Annotated in this window: 16 protein-coding genes; all 16 read left to right on the forward strand. The window is 40.1% G+C overall.

Annotated elements, in window-relative coordinates; translation table 11 throughout:
* The first annotated feature begins 61 nt into the window (after nucleotides 1-61).
* Nucleotides 62-2278, forward strand: a complete 2217-nt coding sequence (locus tag JNO66_RS01500) for an HD family phosphohydrolase (protein ID WP_203086444.1) — start codon at nucleotides 62-64, stop codon at nucleotides 2276-2278.
* Entirely contained in the window at nucleotides 2229-2696 is a 468-nt protein-coding gene (ybeY, locus tag JNO66_RS01505; RefSeq protein WP_203086445.1) for an rRNA maturation RNase YbeY, read from the forward strand. Before JNO66_RS01500 ends, ybeY begins: the two co-directional genes overlap by 50 nt.
* Entirely contained in the window at nucleotides 2680-3069 is a 390-nt protein-coding gene (locus JNO66_RS01510; protein ID WP_203086446.1) for a diacylglycerol kinase family protein, read from the forward strand. Before ybeY ends, JNO66_RS01510 begins: the two co-directional genes overlap by 17 nt.
* Before the next feature lie 19 nt (nucleotides 3070-3088).
* Entirely contained in the window at nucleotides 3089-3484 is a 396-nt protein-coding gene (locus JNO66_RS01515; protein WP_203086447.1) for a cytidine deaminase, read from the forward strand.
* Nucleotides 3477-4394 carry a GTPase Era gene (gene era, locus JNO66_RS01520; protein ID WP_203086448.1) on the forward strand — a complete coding sequence of 306 codons (918 nt, stop codon included), beginning with the start codon at nucleotides 3477-3479 and terminating at the stop codon, nucleotides 4392-4394. Before JNO66_RS01515 ends, era begins: the two co-directional genes overlap by 8 nt.
* 217 nt (nucleotides 4395-4611) lie before the next feature.
* On the forward strand, nucleotides 4612-4761 hold the full coding sequence (locus tag JNO66_RS01525) for a YqzL family protein (protein ID WP_203086449.1): 150 nt from the start codon (nucleotides 4612-4614) through the stop codon (nucleotides 4759-4761).
* Nucleotides 4762-4783: 22 nt separating this feature from the next.
* Entirely contained in the window at nucleotides 4784-5548 is a 765-nt protein-coding gene (gene recO / locus JNO66_RS01530) for a DNA repair protein RecO (protein ID WP_203086450.1), read from the forward strand.
* Between the two features lie 284 nt (nucleotides 5549-5832).
* On the forward strand, nucleotides 5833-6723 hold the full coding sequence (gene glyQ, locus JNO66_RS01535; RefSeq protein WP_203086451.1) for a glycine--tRNA ligase subunit alpha: 891 nt from the start codon (nucleotides 5833-5835) through the stop codon (nucleotides 6721-6723).
* Nucleotides 6716-8794 carry a glycine--tRNA ligase subunit beta gene (glyS, locus tag JNO66_RS01540; protein ID WP_203086452.1) on the forward strand — a complete coding sequence of 693 codons (2079 nt, stop codon included), beginning with the start codon at nucleotides 6716-6718 and terminating at the stop codon, nucleotides 8792-8794. Before glyQ ends, glyS begins: the two co-directional genes overlap by 8 nt.
* A gap of 21 nt (nucleotides 8795-8815) precedes the next feature.
* Nucleotides 8816-9451 (forward strand): helix-turn-helix transcriptional regulator, encoded by a 636-nt coding sequence (locus JNO66_RS01545; protein WP_203087466.1) that lies wholly within the window; start codon nucleotides 8816-8818, stop codon nucleotides 9449-9451.
* A 47-nt stretch (nucleotides 9452-9498) separates the two neighbouring features.
* Nucleotides 9499-10305 (forward strand): pyruvate, water dikinase regulatory protein, encoded by an 807-nt coding sequence (locus JNO66_RS01550; protein ID WP_203087467.1) that lies wholly within the window; start codon nucleotides 9499-9501, stop codon nucleotides 10303-10305.
* Nucleotides 10306-10645: 340 nt separating this feature from the next.
* Nucleotides 10646-11101: a YaiI/YqxD family protein gene (locus JNO66_RS01555; protein WP_203086453.1), complete on the forward strand. Its 456-nt coding sequence runs from the start codon at nucleotides 10646-10648 to the stop codon at nucleotides 11099-11101.
* A gap of 69 nt (nucleotides 11102-11170) precedes the next feature.
* The gene (gene dnaG / locus JNO66_RS01560; protein ID WP_203086454.1) at nucleotides 11171-12973 is read left to right on the forward strand and encodes a DNA primase; all 1803 of its coding nucleotides are present in this window, start codon (nucleotides 11171-11173) and stop codon (nucleotides 12971-12973) included.
* A 49-nt stretch (nucleotides 12974-13022) separates the two neighbouring features.
* The gene (gene rpoD, locus JNO66_RS01565; RefSeq protein ID WP_203086455.1) at nucleotides 13023-14138 is read left to right on the forward strand and encodes an RNA polymerase sigma factor RpoD; all 1116 of its coding nucleotides are present in this window, start codon (nucleotides 13023-13025) and stop codon (nucleotides 14136-14138) included.
* Between the two features lie 65 nt (nucleotides 14139-14203).
* Nucleotides 14204-14731 carry a hypothetical protein gene (locus JNO66_RS01570; protein WP_203086456.1) on the forward strand — a complete coding sequence of 176 codons (528 nt, stop codon included), beginning with the start codon at nucleotides 14204-14206 and terminating at the stop codon, nucleotides 14729-14731.
* Between the two features lie 129 nt (nucleotides 14732-14860).
* Nucleotides 14861-15244: a cytochrome c550 gene (gene cccA / locus JNO66_RS01575; protein ID WP_203086457.1), complete on the forward strand. Its 384-nt coding sequence runs from the start codon at nucleotides 14861-14863 to the stop codon at nucleotides 15242-15244.
* Nucleotides 15245-15297: the final 53 nt, after the last annotated feature.

A 15297-nucleotide genomic window follows, 5' to 3' on the forward strand; every position in this document is an offset into this window, starting at 1 on the left:
GCTTCTCTTACAGAATTGTGTATAGTTAATTGATTTTCGGATTAGAAGTTGAGGTGAACATATGACAAAGAAGCCAAAATCAGTGAAAACGTGGTGGAATGAGATTAAGCAACACCGATACATAAAGTCCATTCTCGTTTTCCTAACAGCTGTCTTTCTTTATGTTATGATGCTTGGAAACGTGATTCCTGAGCAATTGGATATTCATCTTTCTGATACAGCAGAAGAAGATATCAGGTCGCCTATCACGATCGAGAACAGACAAGCTACCGAGCAATTACAAAGTGAAGCTGTTGATAATGTTGATCCAAATTATGTGTTAAAGCAAAATTACGCTGAAACGCAAGGTGGACGTGTAAACGATATTTTTGAATTAGTGATTCAGGTAAAAAAGGATCAAACGACGTCGGAGTCTGATTCTGAGGAAGATGAAGAAGAAGTAGATGAAGAGGAACGCTTGGAAGAGAGTTTAAATAGCGTGAAGGATGCGCTCTCATCTGGGACAAGTAATCAACTATCTGATGAAACGATTATTACATTACTCGAAACGTCTGAATCTCAGCTTGTATTAGCTAAAGAGGCAACATCAAACACTGTTTTTGAAGTAATGAGTGAGCAAATTGAAGCAGGCGATCTGCAAGAAGCTAGGGATAAGGTAGATGGTTTAATCAATATATCGACTGTTAGTAACCGCTTGCGAGATGCCATGGTAGAAGTGGGTCAATTTGCGATTATTCCAAACTATGTGTATGATCGAGACTCTACTGAACGACTACGTGAAGAAGCTTCTGAGAATGTTGAACCCGTTATGATTAGAGAAGGCCAATTATTAGTGCAGCAAGGAGATGTTATTAATAACGAAATGTATGCTCAACTAAAATTAGTTGGGTTACTAGATGAGTCTCTTAATTTCTATCCATATATTGGTCTTGGATTGTTTGTGATGATTATCATGGGGATGATGCTTTACTTTATTCAAGAATCAAATACGACGGTTAAGAATAACAATTCTCACTTTCTTATGTTCATTCTTGTTTTTGTCATTGTGACATGTTTGATGAAGGTCACAAGTTATACAGAATTAATAAATATCGCTGGTGTCGGTTATGTAGTTCCTGTTGCGGCTGGAACGATGCTTCTCACGCTATTATTAAATACTAGGATTGCTCTATTTTCAAGTGTGTTGTACGCCATTGTAGGAACGGTTCTTTATAGCCAAGATGGAGCATCATCATTTAATGTGACTTATGGCTTTTATCTCTTAGTTAGTTCGCTTGCAGGTGCATTATTTCTAGACACATCTAATCGAATTACAAGGTTGCTTAAAGCTGGATTCTTAGTAGCTTGTATTAATGTCATTGCCGTGTTAACACTCCTTTTCATTAAGGGGTTACAGCATAACTGGATTGAAGTAGGATCTCATGTAGCTAGTGCTGCTTTCTCGGGGATTGCCGCAGCTATTTTAACGATTGGTTTGCTTCCTTTCTTTGAAACCGGTTTTTCAATCTTATCTGTTTCAAAGCTCATTGAGTTATCCAATCCAAATCATCCGTTACTCCGAAAGATCTTAACTGAAGCCCCTGGAACGTATCATCACAGTGTGGTTGTTGGGAATCTTGCAGAAGCGGCATGTGAGCGGTTAGGTGAAAATGGGCTGTTAGCAAGAGTGGGTGCGTATTATCATGATGTCGGTAAAACGAAACGACCTCATTTCTTTATTGAAAACCAATTGAGGCAGGATAACCCTCATGATAAGATTTCACCACAGCTCAGCACAACGATTATTATTTCACATCCTTATGATGGAGCAGACTTACTCAGAGAGTATAAGATGCCAAAAGAAATAGTCGATATCGCCGAACAGCACCATGGAACAAGCTTACTTAAATACTTTTATCATAAAGCGAATCAGGATGTGGAGCAGCCATTACCAGAGTCGCAATTCCGTTACCCTGGACCAAAGCCTCAAAATAAGGTAGCATGTATTGTTGCGATTGCTGATAGTGTGGAAGCTGCTGTCCGTTCAATGTCTAAGCCAACACCAGATAAGATTGAAGCAATGGTAAATAAGATTATTAAAGAAAAATTGGAAGACGGTCAGTTTGATGAATCGGAAATTACGTTAAGAGAGTTAAATGACATTGCATTGTCCATGCTCGAGACGTTAAAAGGGACATTCCATCAACGAATTGAATATCCGGATGAAATGAAAAAAGGTGGGAAAGAACATGACGATACTCGTGGAAACCATGGACGAGACGAACACACTAACAAGTAAACAACTAGATCTTATACAAGACATCATTACGCATGCTTCAAAGGTTCAGGAACTTGATGGGGATTACGAAGTGTCTGTTAGCTTTGTAGATGATGAAGAAATAAGAGAACTAAATAATGAGCATAGAGGGAAAGATCAAGGAACCGATGTCTTATCATTTGCATTAAATGAAGGAGAAGATGAGGTGGTTGCACCGATTAGTGGAATGCCAAATCTTCTTGGAGATATTATTGTTTCGGTGCCAAGGATTTCATTGCAGGCAGAAGATTACGGTCATTCCTTTGAACGTGAGCTCGGCTTCTTAGTGGTTCATGGTTTTCTTCATTTACTTGGCTATGATCATCTAACGGAGCAAGAAGAAAAAGAAATGTTTGGCCGTCAGGAGGAGATCTTAACAAGTTATGGGCTTGTCAGATAGAAACCAAAAAGGATTCAGACGGTTACTTCGATCATTTGTTTTTGCAACCCATGGATTAAAACATGTCGTGAAATATGAACAGAATATGCAAATACATGTAGGGTGTTCTCTTTTAGTGATCGCATTAGCATGGTGGCTTCAGTTTCCATTGATGCATTGGATGGTTTTATTACTCGTCATTGGTGGGATGTTTTCACTTGAAATTATGAATACGGCGATTGAGCGAACTGTTGATCTTTACACAAAAGAATTTCATCCGCTAGCGAAAAGAGCAAAAGATGTGGCGGCAGCTGCTGTGTTTGTATATGGGGTTTTTGCTGTAGTGATTGGGCTGCTTCTCTTTGGTCCGCCGCTACTGGATCTTTTACTTTAATACATTAGGAGTGACGTTGATGAATGAACAATTAATGAAAGAAGCAACAAAAGCCAGAGAGAACGCATATGTTCCTTACTCTTCGTTTCCTGTAGGAGCTGCACTCTTAATGGCTGATGGCACCATCTTTCATGGTGCGAACATTGAGAATGCCTCGTTTGGATTAACAAATTGCGCTGAGCGGACCGCTTTATATAAAGCGTATTCTGAGGGCAATCGTGAAGTTCAGGCTGTAGCTGTTATTGCAAATACAGAGGAGCCTGTCTCACCGTGTGGTGCTTGTCGCCAAGTGATGATGGAGTTATGCGGACCAGATGTTCCTGTATACTTAGGTAGTACAAATGGAAAAATAATTAAAACAACAGTGGCAGAATTACTGCCCGGAGCTTTTAAAGCGGGGGATATGAATGAATAATCAACATGAAACTGAACACAAATCAGGATTTGTCTGTTTGATCGGAAGACCGAATGTCGGAAAGTCAACCTTGTTAAACCGGGTAATTGGTCAAAAGGTTGCGATTATGTCGGACAAGCCTCAAACGACTCGTAACAAAATTCAAGGTGTATATACAGATAACGATGCTCAAATCATTTTCATCGATACTCCAGGTATTCACAAGCCAAAGCATAAGCTTGGTGACTTCATGATGAAGGTTGCAAAGGACACCTTACGGGAAGTAGACATTATCTTATACCTAGTTGAAGCGAATGAAGGCTTTGGACCAGGTGAGCAATACATTATTAATCGCTTAAAGGAAACCAAGACCCCAGCATTTTTGTTGATCAATAAAATTGATCTTGTTCATCCGGACGAATTATTAGCACTTATTGATACATATAGGCAGAAGCATGAGTTTAAAGAGATCATTCCTATCTCAGCGTTGAGTGGGAATAATGTTCCTGTTTTGCTTGAACAAATTAAGGACAAGCTTGAAGAGGGTCCGCAGTATTATCCAGCAGATCAAGTAACAGACCATCCAGAGCGATTTATTGTAGCAGAATTGATTCGTGAAAAGGTTCTTCAGCTGACACATGAGGAAGTGCCTCATTCTATCGCTGTTGGGATAGAAAGTATGAAACGTCGTGAGCACAAAGATATGATTGATATTCAAGCAACAATTGTTGTGGAGCGTTCATCACAAAAAGGGATTGTCATTGGAAAGCGTGGCGCACTGCTTAAAGAAGTTGGTAAACAAGCTCGAACCGATATTGAAGCGTTACTTGGTACAAAAGTATTTCTTGAATTATGGGTAAAAGTGGAGAAGGATTGGCGCAATAAGCCTGCTCAGTTAAGAGATTTTGGTTTCCGCTCTGATGAATATTAATACGTATTTTTTTACAATGGTTGGGTTTCTAGCCATTGTTTTTTTGCGGAGAAAGCCTTATCATTAAATAAAAGACACGGGGAAAATTGTTTTGGAACAGTCATTATCTTGTCAAGTGCATTCATTTAGTAATATTTCCTTATCATGATCTAACTTTAACGGGTGAAACTAGGAGTACAGATGGAACGAATTCTTTGACAAAGGAGTGAATTCTGACATGCTCGACTTATCTTGGAAGGTTTTTACCAACACAGGAAATCTTGATACGTATTTATTAATTAAGGAGCTTGAGCGCGACTCAGAAGCGGAGAATGGTCCTGAAGATACTGGTACTAGCGATTTGACGTTTGATTCAACTTCTCAGTAACAAACAGCTAGGTGTGGTTATGATGTTAGACAAAGTAGAAGCAATTGTCATACGAACCGTAGACTACGGTGAAACAAATAAAATTATTACTTTACTCACAAAAGAAAGAGGGAAGGTAGGCGTAATGGCGAGAGGAGCTAAAAAACCTAGAAGCCAGCTTACTGCTGTCTCACAGCCGTTTATATACGGCTCTTTTGTGATTTATAAGGGGAGTGGACTTGGAACATTGAACCAAGGCGACCCCATTAAATCATTCCGAAAGATTCGGGAAGATCTGACTCTGGCTTCATACGCAATGTATATGGCTGAGCTAGTCGATAAATTAACGGAAGAGAATCAGCGTTATCTCTTTTTGTTTGATTGGTTGTATCTAAGTCTTCTTAAAATGGAAGAAGGGGCAGATCCAGAAGTCTTAACTCGAATCTTTGAGATGAAGATGATGGATGTGGCGGGTATTAGTCCTAACTTAAATCAATGTGTTTCTTGTGGATCAACTGAAACTCCGGCTGCATTTTCCATTCGGTATGGTGGATTTTTGTGCAGATCCTGTTTGCATAAGGACGAGCACGCATTCCCATGCTCAACTCAGACAAGTCGTTTGCTTCGATTGTTTTATGAAATGGACCTGTACCGGCTTGGAGAAATCTCCTTGAAAAAGGAAACGAAGCAACAGCTTAAAGATATTATTCGTGCCTATTACGATGAGTATTCAGGCGTTACATTAAAGTCTCGACGTTTTCTAGACCAGCTTGAACGGATGGATCTTGGAACAAATATTGACACGTAGTGTGAACTTATGTATGATTTTACTAATAGATTGGTGCAGTGATGAAAAGAAGTACCTGCTATCCACTGAATAAAGCGACCTAGGGGCGGTGTGAGCCTAGGATTCAGTAAGCAGCGAAAGGCATTTCGGAGCACATAAAACGAAAGTGGTTCGTACAAAATGTGTACGGATAAGTAGGGTGGAACCGCGGGAAAGCTCCCGTCCCTACGCTGATATCAGCGTAGGGACGGGAGCTTTTTGCATGGATCTCGTTCTTATGCGAATTAAAGACTGGAGGCTGTACAATGAATGTACAACAAATGATTTTAACGTTACAAGAGTATTGGGCAAAGCAAAATTGCATCATTATGCAGGCGTACGATACAGAAAAGGGTGCGGGAACAATGAGTCCCTTTACGTTACTAAAAACGATTGGTCCAGAGCCATGGAATGTGGCTTATGTTGAGCCTTCTAGACGTCCAGCAGATGGTCGTTATGGTGAGAACCCTAACCGGTTGTATCAGCATCATCAATTTCAGGTGGTTATGAAGCCATCTCCTTTAAATATTCAAGAGCTTTATCTAGATAGCTTAAAAGCAATTGGAATTAATCCACTTGAGCATGATATTCGTTTTGTGGAAGACAACTGGGAAAACCCTACACTTGGCTGCGCGGGTCTTGGGTGGGAAGTATGGCTAGATGGTATGGAGATTACTCAATTTACGTATTTCCAACAGGTTGGCGGGATGGAAGCAAGTCCTGTTTCAGCTGAGATTACGTACGGTTTAGAGCGTTTAGCTTCTTATATTCAAGACAAAGAAAACGTATTTGATCTAGAGTGGGTAGAAGGCTTCACATACGGTGATATCTTTAGCCAAGCTGAATACGAACACTCAAAATATACATTTGAGGTGTCAGACACGTCTATGCTGTTTTCTCTTTTCCAAACCTATGAAAAAGAAGCAGGAAGAGCGTTAGATGAACAGCTTGTGCTACCTGCATATGATTACATTTTAAAATGTTCGCACAGCTTTAATCTTCTAGATGCAAGAGGAGCAATTTCTGTTACAGAACGTACAGGATATATCGGACGTGTCCGTACATTAGCTCGTCGTGCAGCAAGACTTTACTATGAAGAAAGGGAACGCCTTGGTTTCCCTTTGTTAAAAGAAAAGGAGGAGTCTAACCATGAGTAAGCATGATTTTCTACTTGAGATTGGACTCGAGGAGCTACCAGCTCGATTCGTCACATCTTCTATCAACCAGCTTACAAAATTAATGGAGGATTGGTTAAAGGAGCAACGCTTAGCTTTTTCAGAAGTAAAAGGGTATGCAACTCCGAGACGTTTGGCCATCCTGATTACTGACTTAGAGGATAGCCAGCCGAACCTTGAAAGCGAAGCTCGTGGACCGGCTAAAAAAATTGCGGTTGCGGAGGATGGAAGTTGGTCTAAGGCTGCACTTGGTTTTGCTCGCGGTCAAGGGGTAACAGCGGATGATTTATTTACACAGGAAGTGAAAGGGACGGAATATGTTTTTGCAAAAACGTTCCAAGAAGGAAAGAAAACCATAGAATTACTTCCTGAACTAAAAGAGTTAATCACATCTCTTCATTTCCCGAAGAATATGAGATGGCATGATTACAGTATGCGTTTTGCTCGCCCAATTCAATGGATTGTTGCTTTGTATGACAAACAAGTTGTTCCATTTTCGATTACTTCCATTGAATCAGGAAATACAAGCCGCGGGCATCGCTTTCTTGGTAAGGACATCACGATTTCAAACCCAAGTGATTACCAAGAACGTTTAAGAGAACAGTTTGTTTTAGTTGATGCAGCTGAACGAAAACAAGTGATTCGTGAGCAGTTGAAGGAGCTAGCAGATCAAGAGGGGTGGGTCATCCCGGTTAATGAAGACCTGCTAGAGGAAGTAACCAATCTTGTTGAGTGGCCTACTGCGTTAAGTGGTCGATTCGAAGAAGAATTTTTAACTTTACCGAAAGAAGTTCTTTTAACGACGATGAAGGAACACCAACGCTATTTCCCGGTTGAGAACCAAGACGGTCAACTTTTACCGCATTTTATTACGGTTCGTAATGGGGATCGTAATCATTTAGAAAATGTGGCTAGAGGAAATGAAAAAGTATTACGCGCACGCTTTTCAGATTCTGCCTTCTTCTACAAAGAAGATCAGAAAATAGATATTGATGCAGCTGTTAAACAGCTTGATTCAATTGTGTACCATGAAGAACTTGGATCTCTTGGTGATAAGGTGAAGCGAATCAAGAGTATTGCAGAGAAGCTTAGTGCACAACCTGGGTTCCAGCATGTATCCAATGATCTTGTTCAACGAGCGGCTGAAATTAGTAAGTTTGACCTGGTTTCACAAATGGTTGGTGAGTTCCCAGAGCTTCAGGGATTAATGGGGGAAGTATATGCACAGCATCTTGGAGAAAACAAGGATGTAGCAAAAGCAATTCGTGAGCATTATTATCCTCGTTTTGCCGGAGACAGCTTACCTGAGTCTGATATTGGCCTAATTGTAAGTATGGCAGATAAACTGGATACCATTGTTTCTTGTTTTGCTATCGGATTAATTCCAACGGGTTCTCAAGATCCTTATGCACTTAGACGTCAAGCATTGGGTCTAGTACAGATGGTCTCAGAAAAGCAGCTTGACTTAGGTTTTGACCAATTGCTTGCTCTTGCAGTTGAAACAGCTGAGGAAAAAGCATTAAAAATCGCTAATAAAGAAGAGACGCTAAACCAGCTGTATGAATTCTTCATGTTACGGATGAAACACGCATTATCTGATAGAGGAATTGAGTACGATGTGATTGACGCCGTACTAACTAGTGAGCATGAGGCTATTCCTTGGGTATTCAAAAAAGCAGAACTCTTATCCGTTGCTCATAAAGAGGAGTCATTCAAAAAGGTTGTAGAAGCATTAAGCCGAGTGACTAATATTGCAAAGAAAGCAGAAGCAAATGTTGCAATTAACCCTGATTTATTTGAAAAAGAAGAGGAAACTCAATTATACGATCGATATGTTGAGCTATCTGCATTATTAAAGCAAGCAAAAGAACAAGGCCAAGTAGATGATGCCTATCAAGCACTAGAACAAACAGCTCCGGTAGTTCATCAATATTTTGAACACATTATGGTTATGTCCGACCAAAAAGAAGTAAAAGATAACAGACTTCAATTAATGAAACAGCTGGCTCACGAAATTGAAGGCTTTGCGCAGTTCAATAAGCTAGTTTTTTAAGGTAAAGGGCGGTGAATTCCCATCGAGCTATCTAGTAGGCAAGAACAAATTCTTAGTATAGTCAAAGAAAATGGCCCAATTACAGGTGAACATATTGCTGAAAGGCTTTCGTTAACAAGAGCCACTCTTAGACCCGATTTAGCCATTTTGACGATGTCAGGCTATTTAGATGCAAGACCACGGGTTGGGTATTTTTATACTGGAAAGCAGAATGCTGAAATTTTATCTGATAAAGTAAAAACGATTACGGTTGATCATTATAAATCAAGGCCAGTGGTTGTTAATGAATCTTCATCTGTGTACGAAGCCATTACAACCATGTTTTTAGAAGATGTTGGGACATTGTTTGTAGTGGATAAGGATTCAACCCTAACGGGAGTGGTTTCAAGAAAAGATTTGCTTCGAGCAAGTCTTGGACAGAAGTCACTTGAAACCATTCCTGTGGGGATTATTATGACAAGAATGCCGAATGTAACCGTATGTTATGAGGATGACTTTATTATAGATGTAGCGAAAAAGCTAATTTCAAAGCAAATTGATGGTCTGCCTATTGTAAGAAAAACAGGTCGTGGAAGTGGACTAGAAGTAACAGGTCGTATAACGAAAACAAATATCACCAGTTTGCTTGTAGACCTTGCGAATAACGAATCTATTTAAGTGCAACATGTGATGTACTTAAGTTAAGGAAAGGTTCTGATGTGGAAATGACATACCGACCGATTGTCTACGTGGTATCTGATTCAGTAGGGGAAACTGCAGAGCTTGTTGTAAAAGCCGCTGTCAGTCAGTTTAGTGGATCTGGAGTTGAGCTAAGACGCATCCCTTACGTAGAAGACAAAGGTACAATTGAAGAGGTAATCTGTTTAGCTGCTGAAGCAAAAGCGCTTATTGCTTTTACATTGGTAGTACCGGATATGAAAGACTATTTACTAAAAAGAGCAAAAGAAGAACAGGTGGAAACCGTTGATATCATTGGTCCAATGCTTCAAAAAGTCTCAGAGCTTACAAATGAAAAGCCGAGATATGAGCCAGGGGTGATCTATCGTTTGGACGAAGATTATTTCCGTAAAGTTGAAGCAATTGAATTCGCCGTGAAATATGACGATGGTCGAGATCCAAGAGGAATCATTCGTGCAGATGTTGTGTTAATTGGGGTATCTCGTACGTCTAAAACACCACTCTCACAATACTTAGCTCATAAACGACTTAAAGTAGCGAATGTACCACTTGTGCCTGAGGTTGAACCGCCAGAGGAGCTTTTTAAAATCTCACCTAGCAAGTGCATTGGACTAAAGATAAGTCCTGAGAAATTAAATAGCATCCGTACGGAACGATTAAAAGCTTTAGGTTTGAAGTCAGAAGCCAATTACGCAAATATTAATCGAATCAAAGAAGAACTTGCCTATTCTGAAAAGGTCATGACTCGCATAGGATGTCCTGTAGTCGATGTTTCAAACAAGGCCGTCGAAGAAACCGCTAATTTAATCTCTAATATGTTTCAACGTAAATAAATTCGAAAAAGGGGAGCTCTTAATGTTTTTATGGACATTAAGAGCTTCCTTTATCACGCTCTTTATAACAGTTAAGATAAAACTCTGTTCAAATGATCAATTATTACGTATAATAAAGAATTGTGATTTAAAGTTTATTTCATATATAAATGGTCTATTTTTATATGAGAACAAATAAATTTGAAAAGTCAAGACTTTTTCCAGTTTTTTTGGTAATGATAGTAAGGGATACTTTACGTAAAACGCCAAAAAAGAGGTCATTTTTTCCAGGTTTCGACGAAATTCAACTTTTTCTGCTTACTTAGCAGGATTTTTCAAGGGAGTGTGGAATGAACATAGTATGGACCAAACAATGCCAACAACTCACCTTTACGTTGATGCAGATTCCTGCCCAGTAAAAGATGAAATCTTAACCTATCGATTTGAACCGGATGTCAAGCTTGTGTTTGTGATGTCATATGCTCATATGATGACTCTTCCTCCCGAAGTCGGCCAAGTCATGGTTGATTCGGACAAAGAAGCAGTAGATCTTCATATTATGAATCATGTGAAGAAAGGTGATGTCTGTGTTACTCAGGATCACGCCTTAGCATCTCTTCTACTTAAAAAAGGAGTGATTGCTCTTTCTCCGCGAGGGAATAGGTACCTGGAGGAAACGATTGAATTTCTGTTGCAGGTTCGACATCACTCTGCCGAAAAACGTAGAAGAGGCATCCGATCGAAAGGTCCAAAGCCATTTACAGCTGAAGATCGTGATCGATTTGTAAAAGAATTAAAGATTATTTTGCAAAAATAGAAGGAAAACAGAAAAAAAGCTCGAATCTTATTGTCTTGTGGTCGATTTTATTGATGAACGGTGATGTATATGAGTACTCGAATACCTGATGAAACGATTGAGCAGATTCGTAAATCAAGCGACATTGTCGATGTAATCAGTCAGTATGTACAACTAAAGAAGCAAGGGAAGCAATATACAGGGTTGTGCCCATTCCATGGCGAGAAATCTCCTTCTTTTTCGGTGTCACCTGAGAAGCAGGTGTATCACTGTTTTGGCTGCGGGGCAGGTGGCAATGTGTTTACCTTTTTACGAGAGCATGAAGGATACTCATTTACTGATTCTGTAAAATATCTAGCGGATCTTGCAAGTATTCCACTTCCAGAGACTGTTTATCAAAGCAGCGGAACAGCTTCGGAGAACCGTAACACCCAGCTTTATAAGGGCCATGTGGAAGCAGCCGTTTTTTATCACAGAGTCTTTACACTTACGGATGAGGGAAAGCCTGGACGAGAATATGCTGCAAAACGAGAATTTACAAAGGATCAAATTGATCAGTTCCAAATTGGTTTTGCACCAATAGGCTGGGAAAACCTTTCAACCTTTTTACAGAAAAAAGGCTTTAACCCTAAGGACTTGGTAGAAGCAGGATTACTTGCTGAACGAGAGCAATCCGACGGGGTATACGATCGGTTTAGAAGCAGGCTCATGTTCCCCATATGGGATGCACAGGGTAAAGTTGTTGGATTTAGTGGAAGGTTAGTAGGCGAGGGAAAGCCAAAGTACTTAAACAGTCCAGAAACACCCATCTTTCAAAAAAACAAGCTACTCTATGGCCTTCATTTAGCAAGAGCACAGATTCGGAAATCTAATGTAGCTGTATTATTTGAAGGTGCAGCTGATGTAGTGGCAGCCTGGGGTGCAGGAGTAACAAACGGTGTAGCAACACTCGGTACGGCGCTTACGCCAGAACATGCTAAGATCCTTAGGCGAAATGCCGAAACAGTACTCATTTGCTATGATTCAGATCAGGCTGGTCAAAGTGCGGCCTTCCGTTCTGCTAGCGTCTTAGAGCAGGCTGGATGCATAGTTAGTATAGCGAACATGCCAGTTGGTCTTGATCCCGATGACTACATCAAACGTTATGGTGCCGAGCAGTTTCAAACAGATGTAATAGGGAACGGTCAGACAGTCATGGCATTCAAAATGAAGTATCTTCGTCAGGAGAAAAATCTCCAAGATGAAGGAGAACGAATGGTCTATATCGAAGAAGTACTACAAGAGCTTGCAAAACTTCCTCGAGCCATAGAGCGTGATCATTACTTAAGACAGATTGCTGACGAATTTTCTTTATCATTAGATGTTCTTAAACAAGAGCAATATCGAATGTATAAGGAATCCAAGACCACGTATACGGCTAACGAGAATCTTGAAAAACAAGTTGTTCGCAAGCCAAGGCAGCTCAAACATAAGAAATTGTTACCTGCTTATCAAAATGCAGAGCGAATGTTACTCGTCCACATGATGAATGATGAAGAGCTTGCTTGGCGAATCCAAGAGCGTTTAGGTTCTGCATTTAATGTGGATGAACATCAAGCCCTTTACGCTTATTTACTTGCCTATTACGGAAAAGGTAATGAGGCAAGCCCAAGAGAGTTTCTCCAGAGTATTGAAGATGCTGGAATCGTTCGATTAGCTTCAGAGCTTTCAGCCATGACCGTTAATGTTGATTGTTCTGATGAGGAATTGGAAGATTACGTCAAACAGATTGAGAACTATCCAAAAAGGGTATTAATAGAGCAGAAAGAAGTTGAATCAAAGCTTGAGCAAGATCCAATTGCGCAGGCCAGGTTATTGATTGAAATTCAGCAGCTAAAGAGAGAGCTTTCATAGAGAGCCAACAAATGATGTTACGTTTTGAACAATGGAAGGAGGGGATCGCATGGCAGATAAACCATTACGTCCAGTTACGGAAGGTGAATTATCCATCGATCAAGTGAAAGAACAATTAGTGGAGGTAGGCAAAAAACGTGGCGTTTTAACGTATGCTGAAATCACAGAAAAAATGGCGAGCTTTGAACAAGACGCTGAACAAATGGATGAGTTTTTTGAATACCTTGGTGAACAGGGAATTGATTTACAAAATGAATCCGATGAAGGCCCAAGTTCTCCTGAAGCAGCTAAAGAAGAAGAGTTTGATCTAAATGATCTTAGTGTGCCTCCTGGCATTAAAATAAATGACCCTGTACGTATGTACCTAAAAGAAATTGGCCGCGTACAGCTCTTATCAGCAGCTGAAGAAATTGAACTTGCTAAACGGATTGAACAAGGTGATGAGGAAGCTAAAAGACGCCTTGCAGAAGCAAACCTTCGTTTAGTTGTATCCATTGCCAAACGTTATGTTGGTCGAGGAATGCTATTCTTGGATTTAATACAAGAAGGGAATATGGGGCTTATCAAGGCTGTTGAGAAGTTCGATTTCCAAAAAGGCTTTAAGTTTAGTACGTATGCTACGTGGTGGATCCGTCAAGCGATTACACGTGCAATTGCTGACCAAGCGCGTACGATTCGAATTCCCGTTCATATGGTTGAAACCATTAACAAGTTGATTCGAGTTCAAAGACAGCTTTTACAGGACTTTGGTCGTGAACCAACTCCAGAAGAAGTAGCGGAAGAAATGGAATTAACGCCAGAGAAAGTGCGTGAAATCCTTAAGATTGCTCAAGAGCCCGTTTCCCTTGAGACGCCGATCGGTGAAGAAGATGACTCTCATTTAGGAGATTTCATCGAAGACCAGGAAGCATTAGCTCCTTCTGATGCTGCTGCATACGAGTTATTAAAAGAACAGTTAGAAGACGTTCTAGACACATTAACAGACAGAGAAGAGAATGTTCTTCGTCTACGTTTTGGACTTGATGACGGTCGTACAAGAACTCTTGAAGAAGTAGGGAAGGTCTTTGGTGTTACGCGTGAGCGTATTCGTCAAATTGAAGCAAAAGCCCTGCGTAAGCTTCGTCACCCAAGCAGAAGCAAACGTCTAAAAGACTTTTTAGAATAGGCTGTATCTAAAAAGGGTTTACTCCAATTGGGGTAAGCTCTTTTTTTAATGGGTAGGAGGCGAACATGGACAAACAGCGAAGAGAAATTATCATCAACGAAATCCACTATTGGCAAAAAACAAAGCTTTTACCTGAGCAACAGTGTCATTATTTGCTCGCCTTATATAGTGAAGGAGAAGATGAACTCCCTAAACAGCGGGAAACGAAACGAGCAAAGATGGTTTTATACATATTATTTACTCAATTATGTTTTTTGGCCTCCGTCTTTATTCTATATTTTACTGATTTTGAAAGTCGTTTGCAAATGGCCCTTTTATTTTTTCTATTCTCTTTAACGTTTTTTACTTGGTTTAAAAGACGGAACCATGCAATGGAATCAATGATACACACGCTTATGCTAACAATGATTTTATTTGTATTTCTTCTGTATTATTCATTTACAGCGTGGACTGAGATTCCATCACAAGCTGTTATTTTCCTTTTTTCAGCTATCTGGATATGGATCGGTTGGAGAAAGAAGCAAACCATTTTTTATTTAGTTGCCGCTTTTATGCTAATGATGGCGATAATCATCTTCTTTTTTTATCAATAACGACCAGTTTTTAAAACTTGTCCTTTTCAGATATACGCTTTTCAAGTAAACTATAAGAGACGCATGTGAAAAGATTGTACATAGGCTTAGTGAGAATTGTAAACGTCATCTTTTGGGAGGGTCCGCATTATGAAAGGAAGTCCACTTATACCTTTTGCACTTATTGCTTTAATCGGTATCGTTTTAATGGCAGTGATGTCAGCTTACGGAGTAAACGAACGAAATGCTCTTGAAGAGGAAGAGAATGGGACAGGCGAAGAGGAAACAGTTGAAATCGATGATCCAATCGTTGCAGGAGAAGAGCTTGCACAGCAATCCTGTATCAACTGTCATGGTGGTGACTTAGCTGGTGGTTCTGTAGGACCTGCGATTAATGGTCTTGATGGTGATTATTCAGCTGAAGAAATTTCTGATATTATCCAAAACGGAATTGGCTCTATGCCACCACAAACACAATATAGTCCAGAAGAAGCAGATGCGATTTCTGAGTACTTATTATCGATTTCTGAATAATCCTCATGAAGCTTCCTCTCGCGGTGACAAATCGCTTGAGGAAGTTTTTTCGT

The sequence above is a fragment of the Alkalicoccobacillus gibsonii genome, from assembly GCF_016798245.1.
Classification (GTDB): domain Bacteria; phylum Bacillota; class Bacilli; order Bacillales; family Bacillaceae_D; genus Alkalicoccobacillus; species Alkalicoccobacillus gibsonii.

Excerpts from the sequence above, each read along its gene's own strand:
- JNO66_RS01525 (WP_203086449.1), top strand. The coding sequence starts at position 4,612 with ATGCTCGACTTATCTTGGAAGGTTTTTACCAACACAGGAAATCTTGAT.
- era (WP_203086448.1), top strand. The coding sequence starts at position 3,477 with ATGAATAATCAACATGAAACTGAACACAAATCAGGATTTGTCTGTTTG.
- glyQ (WP_203086451.1), top strand. The coding sequence starts at position 5,833 with ATGAATGTACAACAAATGATTTTAACGTTACAAGAGTATTGGGCAAAG.
- JNO66_RS01550 (WP_203087467.1), top strand. The coding sequence starts at position 9,499 with ATGACATACCGACCGATTGTCTACGTGGTATCTGATTCAGTAGGGGAA.
- JNO66_RS01510 (WP_203086446.1), top strand. The coding sequence starts at position 2,680 with ATGGGCTTGTCAGATAGAAACCAAAAAGGATTCAGACGGTTACTTCGA.
- glyS (WP_203086452.1), top strand. The coding sequence starts at position 6,716 with ATGAGTAAGCATGATTTTCTACTTGAGATTGGACTCGAGGAGCTACCA.
- recO (WP_203086450.1), top strand. The coding sequence starts at position 4,784 with ATGTTAGACAAAGTAGAAGCAATTGTCATACGAACCGTAGACTACGGT.
- JNO66_RS01555 (WP_203086453.1), top strand. The coding sequence starts at position 10,646 with ATGGACCAAACAATGCCAACAACTCACCTTTACGTTGATGCAGATTCC.
- dnaG (WP_203086454.1), top strand. The coding sequence starts at position 11,171 with ATGAGTACTCGAATACCTGATGAAACGATTGAGCAGATTCGTAAATCA.
- rpoD (WP_203086455.1), top strand. The coding sequence starts at position 13,023 with ATGGCAGATAAACCATTACGTCCAGTTACGGAAGGTGAATTATCCATC.
- cccA (WP_203086457.1), top strand. The coding sequence starts at position 14,861 with ATGAAAGGAAGTCCACTTATACCTTTTGCACTTATTGCTTTAATCGGT.
- JNO66_RS01570 (WP_203086456.1), top strand. The coding sequence starts at position 14,204 with ATGGACAAACAGCGAAGAGAAATTATCATCAACGAAATCCACTATTGG.
- JNO66_RS01515 (WP_203086447.1), top strand. The coding sequence starts at position 3,089 with ATGAATGAACAATTAATGAAAGAAGCAACAAAAGCCAGAGAGAACGCA.
- ybeY (WP_203086445.1), top strand. The coding sequence starts at position 2,229 with ATGACGATACTCGTGGAAACCATGGACGAGACGAACACACTAACAAGT.
- JNO66_RS01500 (WP_203086444.1), top strand. The coding sequence starts at position 62 with ATGACAAAGAAGCCAAAATCAGTGAAAACGTGGTGGAATGAGATTAAG.